General features: G+C 66.7%; 17 protein-coding genes. 4 read left to right on the top strand and 13 right to left on the bottom strand.

Going from position 1 to position 16626, the window contains the following annotated elements; genetic code table 11:
• Positions 1–193: 193 nt before the first annotated feature.
• The 4 genes from ACVWY0_RS08125 to ACVWY0_RS08110 all read right to left on the bottom strand — a co-directional run bounded on the left by ACVWY0_RS08125 (position 194) and on the right by ACVWY0_RS08110 (position 4938).
• Positions 194–2134: a bifunctional DNA primase/polymerase gene (locus ACVWY0_RS08125; RefSeq protein WP_485836240.1), complete on the bottom strand. Its 1941-nt coding sequence runs from the start codon at positions 2132–2134 to the stop codon at positions 194–196.
• Positions 2127–2342: a hypothetical protein gene (locus tag ACVWY0_RS08120; RefSeq protein WP_485836239.1), complete on the bottom strand. Its 216-nt coding sequence runs from the start codon at positions 2340–2342 to the stop codon at positions 2127–2129. The genes ACVWY0_RS08125 and ACVWY0_RS08120 overlap by 8 nt, the downstream gene beginning before the upstream one ends.
• Before the next feature lie 678 nt (positions 2343–3020).
• Positions 3021–3365, bottom strand: a complete 345-nt coding sequence (locus ACVWY0_RS08115) for a hypothetical protein (RefSeq protein ID WP_485836238.1) — start codon at positions 3363–3365, stop codon at positions 3021–3023.
• Positions 3366–3750: 385 nt separating this feature from the next.
• Positions 3751–4938, bottom strand: a complete 1188-nt coding sequence (locus ACVWY0_RS08110) for a phage major capsid protein (protein ID WP_485836237.1) — start codon at positions 4936–4938, stop codon at positions 3751–3753.
• A 313-nt stretch (positions 4939–5251) separates the two neighbouring features.
• On the opposite strand from ACVWY0_RS08110, the gene ACVWY0_RS08105 reads away from it, so the two are divergent.
• Complete coding sequence (locus ACVWY0_RS08105) at positions 5252–5827, top strand: hypothetical protein (protein WP_485836236.1); 576 nt, start codon at positions 5252–5254, stop codon at positions 5825–5827.
• On the opposite strand, the gene ACVWY0_RS08100 is transcribed toward ACVWY0_RS08105, so the two are convergent.
• From ACVWY0_RS08100 to ACVWY0_RS08075, 6 genes are all read right to left on the bottom strand, one after another.
• Positions 5824–6123 (bottom strand): DUF4244 domain-containing protein, encoded by a 300-nt coding sequence (locus ACVWY0_RS08100; RefSeq protein ID WP_485836235.1) that lies wholly within the window; start codon positions 6121–6123, stop codon positions 5824–5826. The genes ACVWY0_RS08105 and ACVWY0_RS08100 overlap by 4 nt on opposite strands.
• A 173-nt stretch (positions 6124–6296) precedes the next feature.
• Positions 6297–6905: a type II secretion system F family protein gene (locus tag ACVWY0_RS08095; RefSeq protein WP_485836234.1), complete on the bottom strand. Its 609-nt coding sequence runs from the start codon at positions 6903–6905 to the stop codon at positions 6297–6299.
• Positions 6902–7783, bottom strand: a complete 882-nt coding sequence (locus ACVWY0_RS08090; RefSeq protein WP_485836233.1) for a type II secretion system F family protein — start codon at positions 7781–7783, stop codon at positions 6902–6904. The genes ACVWY0_RS08095 and ACVWY0_RS08090 overlap by 4 nt, the downstream gene beginning before the upstream one ends.
• A complete protein-coding gene (locus ACVWY0_RS08085; protein ID WP_485836232.1) occupies positions 7780–9033 on the bottom strand; it encodes a TadA family conjugal transfer-associated ATPase in 1254 nt (417 codons plus the stop codon). Before ACVWY0_RS08085 ends, ACVWY0_RS08090 begins: the two co-directional genes overlap by 4 nt.
• On the bottom strand, positions 9030–10256 hold the full coding sequence (gene ssd / locus ACVWY0_RS08080; protein ID WP_485836231.1) for a septum site-determining protein Ssd: 1227 nt from the start codon (positions 10254–10256) through the stop codon (positions 9030–9032). The genes ACVWY0_RS08085 and ssd overlap by 4 nt, the downstream gene beginning before the upstream one ends.
• Before the next feature lie 116 nt (positions 10257–10372).
• Positions 10373–10588: an AsnC family protein gene (locus ACVWY0_RS08075; protein ID WP_485836230.1), complete on the bottom strand. Its 216-nt coding sequence runs from the start codon at positions 10586–10588 to the stop codon at positions 10373–10375.
• A 96-nt stretch (positions 10589–10684) separates the two neighbouring features.
• Between ACVWY0_RS08075 and ACVWY0_RS08070 the strand changes: the two genes are divergently transcribed.
• Entirely contained in the window at positions 10685–12397 is a 1713-nt protein-coding gene (locus tag ACVWY0_RS08070) for a bifunctional 3'-5' exonuclease/DNA polymerase (protein ID WP_485836229.1), read from the top strand.
• 60 nt (positions 12398–12457) lie between these two features.
• Positions 12458–12733 carry a YegP family protein gene (locus ACVWY0_RS08065; protein WP_485836369.1) on the top strand — a complete coding sequence of 92 codons (276 nt, stop codon included), beginning with the start codon at positions 12458–12460 and terminating at the stop codon, positions 12731–12733.
• A 94-nt stretch (positions 12734–12827) separates the two neighbouring features.
• Here ACVWY0_RS08065 and ACVWY0_RS08060 read toward each other — a convergent pair whose 3' ends face one another.
• Genes ACVWY0_RS08060 through ACVWY0_RS08050 form a run of 3 tightly spaced genes read right to left on the bottom strand, consistent with a single transcriptional unit; the run spans position 12828 to position 15606 of the window.
• On the bottom strand, positions 12828–13505 hold the full coding sequence (locus tag ACVWY0_RS08060) for an NUDIX hydrolase (protein WP_485836228.1): 678 nt from the start codon (positions 13503–13505) through the stop codon (positions 12828–12830).
• On the bottom strand, positions 13502–14326 hold the full coding sequence (gene nth / locus ACVWY0_RS08055) for an endonuclease III (RefSeq protein ID WP_485836227.1): 825 nt from the start codon (positions 14324–14326) through the stop codon (positions 13502–13504). Before nth ends, ACVWY0_RS08060 begins: the two co-directional genes overlap by 4 nt.
• Positions 14327–14334: 8 nt before the next feature.
• Positions 14335–15606 (bottom strand): hypothetical protein, encoded by a 1272-nt coding sequence (locus ACVWY0_RS08050; RefSeq protein WP_485836226.1) that lies wholly within the window; start codon positions 15604–15606, stop codon positions 14335–14337.
• A gap of 424 nt (positions 15607–16030) precedes the next feature.
• On the opposite strand from ACVWY0_RS08050, the gene ACVWY0_RS08045 reads away from it, so the two are divergent.
• The coding region (locus ACVWY0_RS08045; protein WP_485836225.1) for an AMP-binding protein at positions 16031–16626 on the top strand (596 nt) is incomplete at its 3' end.

Raw genomic sequence — 16626 nt, 5'->3', positions numbered from 1 at the left:
TTCAGAAGGGGGGTCCGACGTACCCCTTCCGGCGTACCCCTGGCCGTACCCCCTGCGTACCCCTCGGCGTACCCCTCCCCGCCGCGTCGTGACGCGGGAGAGCCTGAGAGCCGTACCCCTGCCGTACCCCTGGGTGTACCCTCTGGGGCCGAGAGGGGTCCGTACCCCTCCGCGTACCCCTTGTGGACCCCGCTCACAGGAGCAGTCCCTGCGCCTCGGGACTGACCGTCTCCGCACCCCTGGGGGTGGCCCTCCAGACCGTGGCCTGCTGCCTGCCGCGCTGTTCTTTCGTGGACTCAGCCAGACCTTCGGAGGTCAGCCGGTCCAGGTCGCGACGGGACTTCTGCTTGTCCCTGTCGCTCTTGGGGTCCCGGCCCATTTCCTCGGCCAACTCCGTTGCAGTCAGACCTTCTCCACCAGCACTGACTAGAAGGTCCAGCGGGTCTGCCCCGTGAATCCGGGTCGTGGTGCCTGCGGTGTGGTCATTCCGGATCTTCCAAGGTCCGACCACCGCTGCTGGTTGCTTCAGGTGGACCAGTTCAAGGTCCAGGTCCCCGGCCTCGCCCCAGAGCAGGATGACCGACCCTGCACCGCTGACAATCCAGGCGGAGCCGTAAACACCGTTGAGGTCGTTTGGTTTGCTGCCGTCCGAGTGGGCCTTCTTCTGGTGGTGCAGTTCGAGGACCTCAATCCCCCGGGCGAGCAGCATCTGGCGTGCCCGGTTGTAGCCAGAACCCGCTTCGTCCGAACTGAGGTTCACGGCAGCGTCCTTGACGCTGTCCACAATCACCGTGTCGGCACCAACCTCCAGGGCCAGTTCGAGGAGCGTCTCAGGGTTCCGGGCGACGTCTTGCGGCGGTGGTCCCTGGCGGACCACGAGCCGCTCGTTAATCACCTCGCGCTCGGACCGGTCGAAGTGCCTCCGCAGCGACCGGGCGATCTGCTGCGGACGGTCCATTGCGAGGTAGAGAACCTTGGACTTGGTCGGTGTCACTGGCAGATCCAGGACTTCACCGGCCCCCAGGCCCAGCCTCGCTCGGACTACCTGCCCCGCGAGGGTGGTCTTGCCGACACCGGTTGGACCGACGAGCATGAGCGCTTCACCTTCAGCCCACAGGACCTGCGACCCGGTCCCCCAGACAGCGGGAGTGCCGTCCGGGATGTCGAACATGAAGTTACCGCCAGCGGCAAACATCCCCGCCTCGGTCGTGCCCTGGAGTCCCGCGTCGACCAACCTCCGCTGGGCCTCCTTGCGGACCTGGAGTCGGCGCAGCTCCTGAGCTACCTCGGCTTGGAACCCGTCCGAGTCCGGGTCGACCTTCTCGCGTTCCCGGTCCCAGATCGAGTTGACGACCTTGACTACGTCCTCGTCCGACTGCGGCGGGTTGCAGAGCTGGTTTGCGCGGTCCACGTGGTCGGCGTAGTCCTCGAACTTGAGGCCAGTCTTGGCGTAGTGTCCCGCGACCCTGGCGAGCCAGTCATTGCGCCCACCCTCGGATGGTGGAAACTGCAGCAGCTCGCCCAGGGACCCTGCAGCGGCGCTTCCGGGTCCTGCCTCCCCGCCCGAGTGGCTCTTCTCGTGAACCAGCAGAACCCGCAGGGCTTCCGGTGCCTCGGGCAGGTCCTCGACTCGCGGGAGGTCCCCTTCGTAGGGCTTCCCGTCCACAACTGAGCCTGGGGCGACCACGTAGCCCCCGTCCGACCGCACGTCGACCCCGGGCCGGATTCCTGCGGTGCTTCCTGCGTGTCCCCGGTAGTAGTGGTGAAACCCGCCGCTGGTAGTCGTGACGACGACCGGGTCGGGCAGGTCCAGCCCAGCAACGAGTTCGGCGTATTCCCCTGGTCCGTCCTGGGGTTTGCCGTCTTTCGGCTTGACGTCGAGGTCCGGAATGAGCAGACCAGACAGACCAGTCGCGATCCCGACGTTGGCACTCGGGTAGTCCTTCCACCAGCGGCGGATCTGGTCCGGGTCGGTCGTGGCGTCCTTGTAGCCCTCTGCACCGTGCTTCTTGCTGAGACGTGGGGTCTTGCCATTGGGCCACAGAGGGAAGACCCAGTAACCCAGGGATGCCAGCGTCTGGGCCACCTCCCCCAGGGTTCGCGTGGTCGGTTCCGCGTAGGGCGACTTAACCACCGTTGGCCTCCTGCTCCTCGCGGCAGAAGACGCACGTCTCGGGCTTGTAGATCCCGAGCTTTACGTGTTTCGTTACGTGTCCACCCCGGGAGGGCTTGCCCAGTCGGGCCTGACGGTTTCGCTCAAGCCACTGGTCGTTGGGGTCTGCAATCTTGGCCAGCATGCTGGCCCTGGCTTTGGCCCGCGAGGCGGCGTCGTTGTACGGCATTACTTCTCACCCCCGACCGTGGAGGTGGTGCCGAACAGGAGTTCAAGCAGACGGGAGAAGCTGGCAGCAGAGAGACTGCTGGACTGAAACTTGGTGGTCACGGTGTGCTCCGAAGGTTTGACCTGACCCGAAGCTGCTGCCGCGCAAACGGCGCTTACGAGGGTCCGACGCCCTGGCCTGTAGGTTTCGCCTACTCGACTGGCTGTCGTTCGGAGCCTTACCCTAGGGACCCCCGAATCCACCTTGGTGTGCGGGAAGCGCTCACTACCCAGAAAACAGTACGGTTTAGGGTCGTGTCAACCAGTGCGACTCGGGACACACTGCCCCGGGTACGGTTGAGGCCCCGGCGACCAAACCGGGGCCTCTGGAGCAGGAACCGCAGGACCATCAGAACACCGGGTTTGCCAGCCACACAACCAGCCCGGGGAGCAGGCCTTCCTTGAACCGGGAGGGCCTGGGCGGTACTCGTGGCCCCGGAAGCCACGCGAGGTCCTCCGTAGTACCAGGACGGGGCCACCGTAGGCCAGACAAGCGAAGACCCCCGGAGTCTCAAGTCTCCGAGGGTCTTCTGAAGCTGCAACCCAATGCAACTGGAAGTGACGGGTAAGAACAGCGGGCTGAGGGCCGAAAACCCCGTCCCGAAAATCGGAACACGAAGTTTGGCTACGCCACAACTACTTAGACGACTGCGTCCTCCGGAGCTTTCGAGACAATGGCCGTAGCGATGGTTTCGACGTTGACGTTGATCTTGATCAGGTCCCTCTTCGCCTCCTCCAGCACCTTCTCAACGCTCGTGCCTTGACCGATTGCCCGAAGGAGCACCAGAGCCATGATGCTGGCGTGGGGGTAGTTCAAATCCCCAGCGTCGGTCAGTCTGGCAACCCAGCCCTTCCTCTCAGGGTCAGCGTCAAACTGCAAGCGAAAGCCGAACCGGTAGGCCAGCGCTGTCATCTCCTCCATCTGCTCCGGAGTCGAAATCAAGTTGACACTAGCTTCAATGCTCGTGCGAACGTTCATGGCCATTTGTAGTCCCCCTACCTGGGAAGGACCCAGCGTCCTCCCCTCCGGTCAGCTTGCCACACCCCCACCGACAGTGAGCATAGAATGCGCATTCGAGTCATGTCCTCGTGCGTACGAATGCGCATGCGAGTCCCCCTATCAGCAACGGGGAGGGGGAGGACACTATCACGGTAACCCTGTCTCAGGTTCCCTTGTCGTCGAGGCGTGAATGCCCCCCGTACACGGAGGACCCCCGGTACCGGTTGAGCTGGTACCAGGGGTCCCCTCGGTGGGTGGAGCAGGTCGTTCAACGAGCCGAAGGAAGCGGCCCTCGCGGCCTTCCGGGTGAGTAACAGAAACCCGGTTGACTCCGTCTGGCGGGCGGTTAGCCCGCCAAGTCTGCCGCCTGTTAGACGGTGACGAAGGTTCCCTTCACGATCGCCTTGGGCCGCGTGACCTCCAGGCCGAACCGGCCCTCGGTGCGGGCCTGGACCTGGTTCCGCTGGAACATGTCGCCCGGGGTTCCCCACTCGGTGCGGATTCCGCCGTCGCGACCGATCGCCACGGAGTTGTCACCCAGGAGGTAGTAGGAGTTGGGTACCAGTGCGGTGGAGAGGGCTACCGGTACTCCCCAGGCGGTACGCTTCTCGGCGTCGATGGCGTTGCCGGTGTCGAATTCGCCGGAGGTGTTGCGCTTGGTGGCGATGGCTTCCCAGTCGTTCGGGTTGAGGATGAACACCGAGGGTGTCTCCCCTGCCGTCTCCAGCCGGGTCAGCGCCTTACGCATTTCGACCAGCTTGTCGGTGTTGCCTGCGGTCGAGACGAAGAGCTGGATGCCGGAGGTGTTGGCCAACCCGGTCAGGTTGTCGCCGGTACCGTCGCCGGACAGCACCTGGGCTTCCAGGGCCACCAGGACCGACTGAGTGAGTTCCATGCCGACCCAGCCACCGAGTGCGGCGTCGTCCTCCAGGACGAACTTGTCGATCGGCTCGGACAGGGTGGCGATGACGCTCAGTTTCCCGGGCTTCTTCTCCAGTCCCATCGCGGTGGTGGGCTTTAGCCCGCCTGCCGGGACGACCGCTGCGTTGTCGGTCCGGCTGACCTGGGCCAGGAAGGAGTAGGACGCGGGACGCGCCACGGTCGGGATGTTCTGCAGGAAGGTCCGCAGCGGGCGACCGAGGGTGACCGGGGTCTGGTTTATCAGCGGGGTTCCGATGACCACCGAGCCGTTGGTGACCAGGGCCTTGGAGCCGTAGCTCCGGTTCTGCTTCATGGCGTTCAGGAGGCTGGTGGAGTGGCTCTTGGACCCGAGGTCCAAGTACTCCGTCTCGCCGCTGCCCAGGCCGCTGGTGTCGGTGAAGTAGCCACCGTCCGGAGTCCGGACCATCTCGGGTGCGTCGCCTGAGCCGCCAATGGTCTTCAGCAGCTCGGAACCGCGCTGCTGGCGGTCCACCTTGGTCACGAAGGCCTCGCCCATGCTCTTGGCGTTGTCCACGATGAGCTGCTGCTCCGGGCTGAGCGGACGGCCAGCTTTGAGGGCCTCTGCCATGATGAGGCGGGCCTGGGCCAGGTTGTTGATGGTTTCGTCGTCAAACATTGGGTGCTCCTTTCGAGAGCAGTAGAGGTGTAGACGCCTGGGAGGCGTCTGTTCTACGGCTCGAAAGGACTAGCGGACCTTGACCTTCGCTCCTCGCGGACCTTGCCCTTGCGGGTCCTCGGTCGGCTGGTTGCGTCGGTTCCTTAGCTGGCTGCGGTTCGACTGCCGTGAAGCTTTGGTTGGCGCGGGCTGGCCGATTTCTCGACGGACCCCATGTGGCCTGGCTTCACCCCCAGAAAAACACGCAGTTTAGGTGCGACACAATGCGGACACGAGACCCTCCACCGACTCTGGGCACGGCTAGGATGAGCGCATGCGAATAACTTGGGGGATATTGGCCGTGTCTGCGCTGGTCTTGACGGGCTGCGGGTCCGCGACGGCGACGAGCGCGAGTCCGTCGGCATCGGCCACAACACCAGCGCCGTCTCCCACAACCACTTCGAAGGCCGAGATTGGCGAGTCCATCTGCAAGGACGAAGCGGGCGACTCAACCGGCAAGACCGTGGACATCGACCAGGTCAGGCTCCTCAGCGACGGCAAACTGATGTTCATGACCTTCAACACGGTGGCGGCAGTTCCGACGTCAGGCACCGTCCTTTACTCCGTGACCGCCTGGAGTCCGGACGGTAAGACGGGGTACCAGTTCGGGACGAAGTTCCAGAACGGCAAAGAGATCGCCAACTTCGTCTTCAACATCAGCAAGAGCAAGCAGGAGAACATCACCAACGGAGCCGTGGCCGCAGACAAGCAGGTCAGCACCCGGTACCCGCTCGCCCAGCTCGCTGGTCTCGGGGACAAGTTTGGGTGGTCAGCGACTGTGACCGTGGACGGCACGGATGTGGACCGTTGCCCCGGAGGCGAAGCCAAGACGCAGTTCCCCAACACCTAGGCGTCTCGCAGCCGCAGACCCCGTGAGACTGCTCTGAGGGTGGCTATGGCGTATTCGGCCGTCGCCATTCCGGCCTCTGAAGCTGTGAGCCGGGGCCGGCGCTTTTTCGCCTCGCTGGCACCGGGGTAAAGCTCCACGACGCTGCCAACGGCCTCTGGGGCCTCCTCCCGTTGGCAGGTACAAGCGTCCAGTCCTGCATTGGCAAGTACTACGGAGTCCCATGCGGTGGTACCCGCAACTCCCGTGCTGAGCTCCGGCGCAGGGGCGGCGGAAAGGCTGTTTTGGATGATGGTCATGGTGACGGTTTCCCTTCTGTGCTCCGGCCGAGTTGCCGGCTGATTTCGACTCTTCCCGGCTCCGCAGATCTCGGTAAGTGCAAACATCCCGTAAGTGGATAAGCGCCGCTTTGAGCGGATTGTGGAGGACGGGACGGGGTGTGGAGGAATGGACCGTAGCTCAAATCCCGCGGTCAGGACCCGGACGGCACCAGTGCCAGCAGGACCGGGACTACGCCCAGGCAGATGAAGGCCGGGAGCGAACACAGGCCCAGCGGAATGACCAGCTTCACGCCGAGCGAGGCCGCCCGTTTCTCCGCAGCGCGGAATCTTTCCCGGCGCAACCTCGCGGCCTGTGCGTACAGGATGGCCGACGACGGCGCTCCGGTCAGGGCGGCGAATCCCAGTGCGTCACGCAATTCCAGGATTTCAGGAAGACGGACTTCGGAACTGCGCCAGGCTGTCTCCCAGTCGGCTCCGATGGCGAGCGCAGACACCACCGGACGCAGCGCCTTGCCGTAGTCCGCGGAGGCCGAGGCCGCGACGAGTTCCAGGGACCTGCCAATGCCAGACCCCGCGTCCAGCATCGCGGCCACGAGCTCAAGCATCATGGCCGTGTCACGCAATCCGTGAAGGCGGCCGCCTTGAGTGAGTGCTTCATCGGCCCCATGCGGCCCGGCGCCCACGTCCCCTCGCAGTCCGAGCAGTCGCTTTCGGACTCGGCTTGGCTGCGAAAGGGCAAGGCAAGCGGCAGCAGCCAGAACAACGGCCAAGGCCAGCCCCGGCACAAGAATGTCCGTCATGGCACACCGGCCCCGGCGGCAGCACCGACCAGGCGGGCGGACCAGATTCTTCCGGTGATGGTGAGGCCCACACCCGCTGCGAGGGCCGCCAGTCCCAGCGGGGTGCCGATCAGGATGGCCAAGGGATCCACGCCCAACGCTATTCCCAGGCCCAGTCCCATCAGCGGGAGCCACGTCAGGAGACCGACCGTGGCCTTGGGCCCGGCGAGCGCTGTCTGCCGTGCGGCCTCGGCATCGTCTTCCACTTCCAGTTGGGCCGCAAACCTCGCCAGGACATCCGCCAGGGGACAACCGCTGGCTTCGGCAATGTCAAAGCAGGCGGCAAGCTCACACCAGATCCGTAACTCCCTGCTGTCCGCGCGCGAAAACTCCGATTGCGCGGCCTTCCTGATCGCCTCCGACACGGGTGCGCCCCGGAACGCTGCTGCCCGGACGGCGCCAAGCATCACCAGGGAACCTGCGCTGAGGCTCGGACCGCTGCGCCCGGCCGCTGACCCACGGATTGGTTCCGCCCTTCCACCAAGGTCCTGCGATGCGCGTGAACCTGCGCCCGTAGTTGCGGAAACTGGCTCCCGACGGCCACCGTGGACCAGCCACAGTTCATCCCATAGCCGTGCCGGAGTGCGGCCGCCCTTCAGCAGCGCAGCAAGCTGCTGCACCACAAGGGTCAGTGACAGGTCATTCCGTTCCGGTCCGGCACGGAACAACTTGCGCCACGAGCCGCCCGTCCTGGTGCCACCAGCCCCGCCGTGAACCCGCGAGGCGAAGCCTGGTCCTGCACTCCCCACGGCCCGCCGGAAACGACCTGTGGCACCGCCGGGCGGGCTGAAGAGCAGCACGACCGCCAGCACGAGGACGACGGCCATCAGAAGTGTCATACGGCGGCACCCGCCTCGAGGGACAGTCCCAGCCGCTTGCTCAGCGCCTCCCAGGCTGGACCGGTGCCGACCTGGCCGCGTCTGGCCTCCAACGCCGGAACCACGGTTAGACCGCCGGGACCGTCCTGCACCACGCCCACGCAGGCAACATGCCGCCCGTGGCCGGACCGCTCCACGTGGACCACAACGTCCAAGGCACTGGCTGCCTGCAGCCGGACCGCGTCCTGGCCCATGCCTGCCAGTGCCCCCAAGGCTGTCAGGCGGGCCGGGACAGCGGTGGCAGCGTTTGCATGGATGGTCCCTCCCCCGCCGGTGTGGCCTGTGTTCATGGCGGTCAGGAGTTCCCGCACCTCGGCGCCACGGCATTCCCCCACCACCAGCCGGTCCGGCCGCATCCGCAGTGCCTGCCGGACGAGTTCGCCGAGATCCACTTCGCCGCCGCCTTCGAGGTTTCCGTGACGGGACTCCAGCGACACAATGTGCGGATGGACGGGGTTCAGTTCCGACGCGTCCTCGATCAGGACCAGCCGTTCAGCCGGGGAGCACAGCCCCAGCAGGGTGGACAGCAACGTGGTCTTTCCGGAACCCGTGGCCCCGCTGATCAGGAAACTCAGCCGCTGCTCAACAACCCGTTCAAGGACCTCCTGGACCGTGCTGCCGAACATGCCGCCGGCACGGAGTTCGTCCATGGAGAAGACCTGCTCCCGCCGGATGCGGACGCTCAGCAAGGTGCCGGCGATGGAAATCGGCGGCAGGACTGCGTGGACGCGGTATCCGCCCTCAAGCCTGACATCAACGCACGGGGACCCGTCGTCCAGCCGCCTGCCGCCGGCGGCCACCAGCCGCGATGCCAAGGCCCGCACCTGTGCCTCGCCGGAAAACGAAACCCCTGCCGGTTCGAGGCCCTGACCCCGGTCGATCCAGACCGAGTCCGGGGCGTTGACGAAGATGTCGGTGACGTGCACGTCCCGCGTCAGTTCCTGGAGTGGGCCGAGCCCGTTCAGCTCGGCGCTGATCCGTTCCACGGCGGCAAGGGAGCCGGCAGTCCCCAGCAGCCGGCCGGTGGCCTGGACGGCGGCGGCAACCCGGGACGGGGTGACAGGTCCGGCGTCGGCCATGACTGACTCACGGACGGTTTCCAACAGCGCCGAATCCAAGAAGCGCGGATCCAGGACGCGGGCCTGCCGACGGCGTGCCCCCGTCCGCTGGTCCTGGGGCGACGGCGGCGGGACTGGCCGCTGCGCGCTCACGGCAGGTCTCCGACAGGGATGTCGCCGTCCAGCAGATCGAGCACTGCGGCGGCGAAATGCCTGACACTCCGTCGTTTGCCCACGTCAAGGAGCCTGCCGTTTTCCCCGGCAGCCGTAACGCCGCGCAGCTCCGGTACGCGGCCCTGGACGGGCAGCCCGACGGCGTCCGCAATCAGTCCGGCGTCCAGCGCGGCACCGGCCTTGCCCCGGACCAGGAGGGCCGCCTCAACCGGCGGAAGTTCGTGCAGCAGCCGGGCCGTGGCCACCGCGGCCTTCAGCTGCGCCGGCACAACCACGAGGATGCGGTCGCAGTCCCAGGCAAACATACGCACGGGTTCGGCGCCCCGGCCGATGTCCACCACCACCAGTTCATAGCCCCGCCGGGCCGCATCCAGCACGCCACCTGTGGTGGCGGCATCCACCGGTGCCGGACGGTCGCGGCTGCCGGGCCAGGACAGGAAGGAAAACCCGCCGGCGACCGGCAGTGAGTCGGCCAGCTGCTCGGGATCGATGCTTCCGCTCGCGTCGGACAGGTCAGGCCAGCGCAGCCCCGGCGTCTCCTCAGCCGCCAGTGCCAGTTCCAGGCCACCACCCCACGGGTCGCCATCAACCAGCAACACGCGCACACCCAGCCCGGCTGCCGCCTGGGCGATCCAGATTGCCGCGGTGGTGGCACCGGCACCGCCGCAGCCCCCTGTTATCCCGAGGACGAGCCCTCCCGCTTCGGGTGACCGCGACCGGCTCAGGTACTCTGCCAGCCAGGCCGCGGCATCCGGAAGCACCGCCACCCGCTCCGCTCCGAGGGCTGTGGCCAGGTGCCAGAGACTGTCCCCCTCCCCGTTCAGGCCCACCAACACGGCAGGGGCCCGCCGCCGCGGCGGCAGCTCGCGGACATCGCTCCCCACCAATACTGCGGCCGCGGCGTCCCAGTACTTGGCGGCATCAGCCACGTCCGCCACCACCCGCAGCTGGCCGCCGGCGGCAGCCACAATCCGCTCCACTTCGCCCTGCAGAAAGTCGTAGCCGGTGACCAGGAGAACCTCGGCACCAGCGGGGTCCGGCAGCCAGGCTCCCGCGGCCTGTGCCGGGGCAGGCGCACGGGACGTGGAACCACGGGCCTGGGAACCACCGGATTCAGATCCTTGGGGAGGGGAGGGCCGGGCACGGGACAGCTGGGCGGAAGGCCGCTCGGAAGGGGGTGGCGATAGCTGGTGCCTGCTCATGCAGCAACTCTCCACCGAACTCAAGGGGGAGAAACAGGGCCATGCCACCGTATGTGGACAACTCCCCCACCCGGCCGAAAGGCCGGACTGAAAGACGGCCCGAACGACCGGACCGGTTACTGCTTCCCGTATTTGCGGTGGACGGCCTGCTTGCTGACCCCAAGGCACAGGGCAATGGCCTCCCAAGACAGCCCGGCCTGCCTCGCCTTGCGAACCAGGGCCGTTTCAGTGCGGCCGACCTCCTTCTGCAGTTCCGCCACCGCGTACAGCGCTTCAGCGGGGCCTTTCCCGTCCATTGATGCGACCAGCGTTTTCATCCGCTCTACCTCCATTCGTCAACTTTAGTTGACGAATGGAGGGCCGTCAACACATGTTGACGGCGTGGGATTGGGGCTTGAATGTCCCCGCCACAGGGCAGAATTGGACCTATGTATCTGCTGCTCGCCGCCCACTCCCACGGCGCAGCCCTCCAGCAGGTCACCCAGGCGGGCGATCCGCACCCCGACCGCCCCGAACCGCGCCTCATCAGCGCAAGCGAGCTGGCCGGCGTCGTACGCCAGCTGGAGAACCGGCCCCGTGAGGCGCCGCCCCGCTGGATCTGGAACCGGACCCAGCACTGGTACCCCGCCCTGCTGGCGGCCGGCGTGGAACTGGAGCGCTGCTATGACCTCGGTTTGTGCGGCAATATCCTGGCTTATTCGCAGTTCACGGCCCACACGGAGTACGCCCGGAACGCCGACAAGGAATCGTTGGACGATCCCCAGGAGACGCCCCGCGCCCTCCAGCCGCCGCCCCCGCCAGCGGACCAGGGCGCCCTCTTTGACGACGTCCGCCACCGCGCCCCACGGCAAGGACTGGCGGAGCTCCGCGCAGAATACGCCGCCCAGCAGGCAGCCCTGGCCGATGCTGCACCGGAAGAAAACAAACGGAAACGGCTCCAGCTGCTGCTGGCCGCCGAATCCGCCGGCGCCATGATCGCCGCGGAGATGCAGCACACCGGCGTCCCCTGGCGCGAGGACCTGCACGAGCAAATCCTGGCCGGCCACCTTGGGCCGCGCCCACCGTCCGGTCACCGCCCCGCGAAGCTGGAGGCCCTGAACACCGAGCTCCGGGGGCTGCTCAACTCGCCCGGACTGAACCCGGACTCGCCGCAGGAACTGATGCGCGCCCTGCACCGAAACGGCATCGAGGTGAAAAGCACGCGGCAGTGGGAGCTGATGGAGTCCAGCCACCCCGCCATCGAACCGCTCCTCGCCTACAAGAAACTGTCCCGCCTGCACACCGCCAACGGCTGGGCCTGGCTGGACGCATGGGTAGCCAAGGGCCGCTTCCAGCCCGAGTATGTTGTGGGCGGGGTCGTGTCCGGCCGCTGGGCGTCGCGGGGCGGCGGGGCCCTGCAGATCCCGCGCCAGATCCGCGGCGCCGTCCATGCGGATCCCGGCCACAAGCTCATCGTCGCGGACGCCTCCCAGCTGGAACCCCGGGTGCTGGTGGCGCTGGCACAGGACTCCAAAATGGCCGAAGCGGCGCGCGACAAGGACCTGTACGCCGGCATCGCCGCCCAGGGTTTCGGCGGCGATCGCGCCAAGGCGAAGGTCGCCCTCCTCGGCGCCATTTATGGCGCAACTACTGGCGAATCCGGCCGCCTGATGCCGCAGTTGGCACGGACCTACCCCCGCGCCGTCGGCTTTGTGGAGCAGGCGGCGCGCGACGGCGAGGCCGGCGGCACCGTGACCACCAGGCTTGGCCGGAGCAGCCCGCCGCCGTCGGCAGGGTGGTTCCGGAGCCAGCAATCGGCCACTGCCGAGGAGCAGCGCCGCGCGGAATCGATTGCCCGTTCCCGCGGCCGATTCACCCGCAATTTTGTGGTGCAAGGATCCGCCGCTGACTGGGCGGCGTGCTGGCTGGCGGAATTACGACGGCGGCTGCGGGCCCTGCGTGCCGACGGTACCGTTGCGGCGGAGCTGGTGTTTTTCCTGCATGACGAGGTGATGGTCCACGCCCCCGAGGCTGGCGTCCAGGCCTGCATCCGGGCCATCGAGGAAGCTGCCGCCGCCGCGAAGGAACTGCTGTTCGGCCCCATCCCGGTGGAATTCCCCGTCAGCGTGGCCGTGGTGGACTCCTACGACAACGCAAAATAGCAAAATTCGGTTAGCCGGAAGAAACCTACCCGGGAGTAGCTGGTCGGAACGTCTGTGACCATGGTTACATCGGAGCAGCGACTGAAGCAGACGGTCCAGCTATTCATGCAAAGACGCATATCAGGGGAGGTCCGGCCTATGGCGGGCAGGTTTGAAATACATCGTGTAAGTGACGAGTGCTATCGGCTCAGGCTCACCGATTCAAACGGAAATATCGTGGCAGTTTCGCCCGACTTCAAGCATCTCGGTGCCTTGAAGGACGGCATCAATGCCCTGCGTGAAAACGCGGCCACGGGCATTGTTGTTGATCTTCGGCAGCAGCCGGTCACCAGCTAGGCCGGTGTGCGCGAGCTCAGCCGGCGCGCACATGGTGCAACCCCGGTGGGCTCAGTCCCGCCGGGCCACACCGACCCTGCGAGCTACCCCGAACCTAGAAGACCACCTCGTGGAGCCGGGTCCGGTCCCACGGCACGGCCCAGCCCAGCTGCTCAAAGAGTCCATCCAGAATGATCCCGGTGAAGCCCCAGACCAGCACGCCGCTGACCGCGAATGCGGGGCTGCTGAAGGTCCTGCCATCGCGGCTGACCGTGGCTGTCACCCGGTTGGCCGGGTCCAGCAGGTCCCGGACGGGGATCCGGAAAACCTGGGCGGATTCGGCGTAGTCCACCACGTGAACCGGCGACGGCGACGCCCACCATCCGAGCACCGGCGTCACCAGGAAGTTGCTGCGCGCCAGCCCAAGCTCCTGCAGCACGCCCAGGACCTCCACACCGACGGAGTCCAGTCCGGTCTCCTCCTCGGCTTCCCGGAGGGCTGCGGCAACCGGGGTTTCGTCCTCGTCGATGGAACCGCCGGGAAAGGCGACCTGGCCGGGGTGGGAATCCAGGGTGTGCGCGCGTTCCAGCAGCAGGACATCAAGATCCGCCGCGGCCAGGGGTTTGCCGGAGGCGGCCGGAACGTCGTCCAGCACACCGAAAAGCATCAGGACTGCCGCCTTGCGGGCTATGGTTTCATCCACGGTCAGTGCCGCCCAGGCAGTGTTCGGCGCGGTGACGTCGCCGCTGTCCGATCTGCGCACCAGGTCGATCAGGTCCTGGCGTGCGCTCACGGGAGCCGCCTCTGCGATTCCATCCGGATTTCAGCGGCGCGGTGCGTCTCGGCCAGCAACCGTTCCAGGAGGCTCTCGCTCCCGGGCGCCAACTCGTATTTAAGGAGTTTGGCAGCTTTGACGGGGTCAGTCTCGCCCAACCCGTAGCTGGGGCACCAGTTCGCTACCGGACACGCGCCGCAGGCTGGCTTCCGTGAGTGGCACACACGCCGCCCATGGAACACCACCCGATGCGAGAGCATGGTCCAGTCCTTGGGCCCAAACAGTTCGGCGACGTCGAATTCGACCTGTACCGGGTCCTCGGACGTGGTCCAGCCGAAGCGCCGCGCGAGCCGGCCGAAGTGGGTATCCACAGTGATCCCGGGGACGCCGAAGGCATTGCCGAGCACCACGTTGGCGGTCTTACGCCCCACTCCCGGCAGCGTCACCAGGTCCTCCAGCCGGCCGGGGACCACGCCGTCGTACTCGTCCACCAGGCGGGTGCTCAGGGCCAGCACGCTCTTCGTTTTGGCCCGGAAAAAGCCGGTGGGCTGCAGGATCGCTTCCAGCTCGGCGGGATCGGCCTCTGACATGGCCCGGGCGTCCGGGTACCGCGCGAACAGGATCTTGGTGACCTGGTTGACCAGCACATCGGTGGTCTGGGCCGACAGGACCGTGGCCACGACCAGCTCAAACGGGTTCCGGAAATCCAGCTCCGCGTGGGCGTACGGGTACTTCTCCGCCAAGGCCTTGTTGATCCGCCGCGCCCGGCGCTTCAACGCCAGCAAAGACTCCGGGGCTGTTGTGGCCGGGCCGGATCCGGGTCTACGGGACGTGGCCACGGGGCCGGCTAGCCGCGCTCGATGTTGCTGAGGTCGCGCAGCACGCCCACCCGTCCGTCGGTGTGCTGGACCAGGAATTCGTGGCCCCGGTCCTCCAGGGCCAACACCCAGCCGCCCGGTTCAATCACAAAGGCGGGGGCGCCGGTCTGGGGGTCCACCGCGGTCCGGTGCTGTGCCACGGCAAACCAGAACGCCTCATGCGCCGGCTCTTCGTACGATTCTTCCGGCCTGGAAGCCGGATCCACGGTGGCGCCGATGGGCTCCACGCGGCGCACCTGCTGATGCACGGCCGTCGCCGCAGGTTCCGCGGCAGACTGGCGAGCCGGGGCAGCGACGCCTGTGCCGGCGTCGTGGGTTGCTGCTTCAGGGGCAGCCGCAGCCGCCGTCGGGATGTCACCCGCAGAAGTCTCCGCAACGGCGGGCGCCGTGGAGGTGCCCGTCGCTGAAGGGGAAGGCACGACGTCGGCCGCCTGGGTTGCGGGGCTCGGGTCACCGGCAGCGGTCCACTCGTTGACCTCCGGGGCGGAAGAGACGGCTGCTGACGCAGCCGGAGAGGAGGTGGGCGCGGCGGAAAAGGCCCCGGCCGAAGCGGCGGGGGTGGCGGCACGCGCAGAAGTTGCCGCTGCAGGTGTGGCGGTAGGCGCGGCAGCCTCCGGAACGGGCGCGGCCGCAGGCTTGGGTTCCTTGGGCGTGTGCGGCTTGGGCAGCGGGACAGCCGAGTCGCGCGCCATCACGTGGGCCGGGGTTTCGTCGCGCCCCAGGAAGTCGCCGGCGAAGTACGGAATGAAGCGGCTCAGCACGGTCCCCGCGAACAGCACGACGGAACCCACCAGGCCCACCAACAGGCTGGGCACAAAAGCCGCGGCCGTGGAAACGAAGAAGAACGCCAGTGCAAAGGAAGCCACCACAGACCCAAACTGGTCAACGGACAGCGAACCGATGCGGACCTTCGTGGCGGGAGCGAGCCGACGGGCAACAAAGAGTGCCGTGACAATCAGCGGCAGCACAATGCCGAGACCCAGGAAGAACAGGCTGCCTGCATTCCAGAGATTAAACCGGCCGAAGAAGATGGGCAGCAGAGAGGCGACCAACAAAATGAGGGTGGCGGCGAAAACCGTCAGGTCCCGCAGCGTGAACGGACCCAGCACGGCCTGGTTGGTGGTGCCCGGCTTGGTGCCGGCCGGCTTCTGCGCGCCCTTCGCTGAGCCGCCTTCCGGGGTGGTGCCATGCCCTGCCTCGGTTGCGCGGCCAAACTTCTGGCCGAAGCTTTGCTGGTTCATTCTGTACTCCTTAGCGTGGCGGCACCGGGACGGTTCCGTCCCAAAACTGTGCCGTCCGAAACGGCGGAAACGGCCAGGCCCGGCAGTGATACACCGGATCCGACAGCTCCGTAGAAAGTCACAATCCAATCTCAGCCTAGTCAACCGCATGGCCGATCACTAGCTGATCCGCAGCGGCGGGACGCCAGCGAGCAGGGTCCTTTAACCATTCACCGCTAAATAAATGCCGTTCGCGGGCGCCTTTGTGACAGCGAACACATCGCGGCCCCGGCACGTATTAGGCTTGATTCCGGAACAGCTCTTTGCGGATTGTCCGTGATCGGCCGCTGCCCAATGCCGCGCAAAGCAAATGTCGCGCAAAGCGGCGGAGCACGGCCGGGCGACGGCAGCCGCTGAAAAAGACCGATGAATGATGAGGTTCACCATGTCTCAGGACACTCCCGGCTCCACGGCCACCGCCCCCGCAGCTGCCGTGCAAAGCGACCAGCAGACCAACCAGCAGGGCGACGCCTTTGAAAACCTACTGCACGAAAACCGTGCTTTTGCGCCCAGCCCCGAATTCGCTGCCGACGCCGTAGTCACCGCCGCTGATTATGCAGAGGCCGACGCCGACCGCCCGGCTTTCTGGGCGAAGCAGGCGCGCGAGCTGCTCACCTGGAGCAAGGACTTCGACCAGGCGCTGGACTGGTCCAACCCGCCGTTCGCCAAATGGTTCGTGGGCGGCGAGGTCAACGCGGCGTACAACGCGCTGGACCGCCACGTGGAGAACGGTCTCGGGGACCGGGTGGCCATCTACTTCGAGGGCGAACCCGGTGACACCCGCACCTACACCTATGCCCAGCTCACCGAAGAGGTGAAAAAGGCAGCGAACGCCTTCGAATCCCTCGGCGTGGAGAAGGGCGACCGTGTGGCCGTCTACCTGCCAATGATCCCGGAAGCCGTCATCACGCTGCTGGCCTGCGCCCGCATCGGGGCCGTGCACTCCGTGGTGTTCGGCGGGTTCTCCGCGGACGCCCTCCG

Source organism: Arthrobacter sp. UYNi723, from assembly GCF_054057635.1.
The sequence above is the reverse complement of the archived record's forward strand: the minus strand, read 5'-3'. Positions and strand labels throughout refer to the sequence as shown.

Excerpts from the sequence above, each read along its gene's own strand:
- ACVWY0_RS08075 (WP_485836230.1), bottom strand. The coding sequence starts at position 10,588 with ATGGAGGTAGAGCGGATGAAAACGCTGGTCGCATCAATGGACGGGAAA.
- ACVWY0_RS08090 (WP_485836233.1), bottom strand. The coding sequence starts at position 7,783 with ATGACACTTCTGATGGCCGTCGTCCTCGTGCTGGCGGTCGTGCTGCTC.
- ACVWY0_RS08095 (WP_485836234.1), bottom strand. The coding sequence starts at position 6,905 with ATGACGGACATTCTTGTGCCGGGGCTGGCCTTGGCCGTTGTTCTGGCT.
- ACVWY0_RS08110 (WP_485836237.1), bottom strand. The coding sequence starts at position 4,938 with ATGTTTGACGACGAAACCATCAACAACCTGGCCCAGGCCCGCCTCATC.
- ACVWY0_RS08100 (WP_485836235.1), bottom strand. The coding sequence starts at position 6,123 with ATGACCATCATCCAAAACAGCCTTTCCGCCGCCCCTGCGCCGGAGCTC.
- ACVWY0_RS08120 (WP_485836239.1), bottom strand. The coding sequence starts at position 2,342 with ATGCCGTACAACGACGCCGCCTCGCGGGCCAAAGCCAGGGCCAGCATG.
- ACVWY0_RS08115 (WP_485836238.1), bottom strand. The coding sequence starts at position 3,365 with ATGGCCATGAACGTTCGCACGAGCATTGAAGCTAGTGTCAACTTGATT.
- ssd (WP_485836231.1), bottom strand. The coding sequence starts at position 10,256 with ATGAGCAGGCACCAGCTATCGCCACCCCCTTCCGAGCGGCCTTCCGCC.
- ACVWY0_RS08050 (WP_485836226.1), bottom strand. The coding sequence starts at position 15,606 with ATGAACCAGCAAAGCTTCGGCCAGAAGTTTGGCCGCGCAACCGAGGCA.
- ACVWY0_RS08105 (WP_485836236.1), top strand. The coding sequence starts at position 5,252 with ATGCGAATAACTTGGGGGATATTGGCCGTGTCTGCGCTGGTCTTGACG.
- ACVWY0_RS08070 (WP_485836229.1), top strand. The coding sequence starts at position 10,685 with ATGTATCTGCTGCTCGCCGCCCACTCCCACGGCGCAGCCCTCCAGCAG.
- ACVWY0_RS08065 (WP_485836369.1), top strand. The coding sequence starts at position 12,458 with ATGGTTACATCGGAGCAGCGACTGAAGCAGACGGTCCAGCTATTCATG.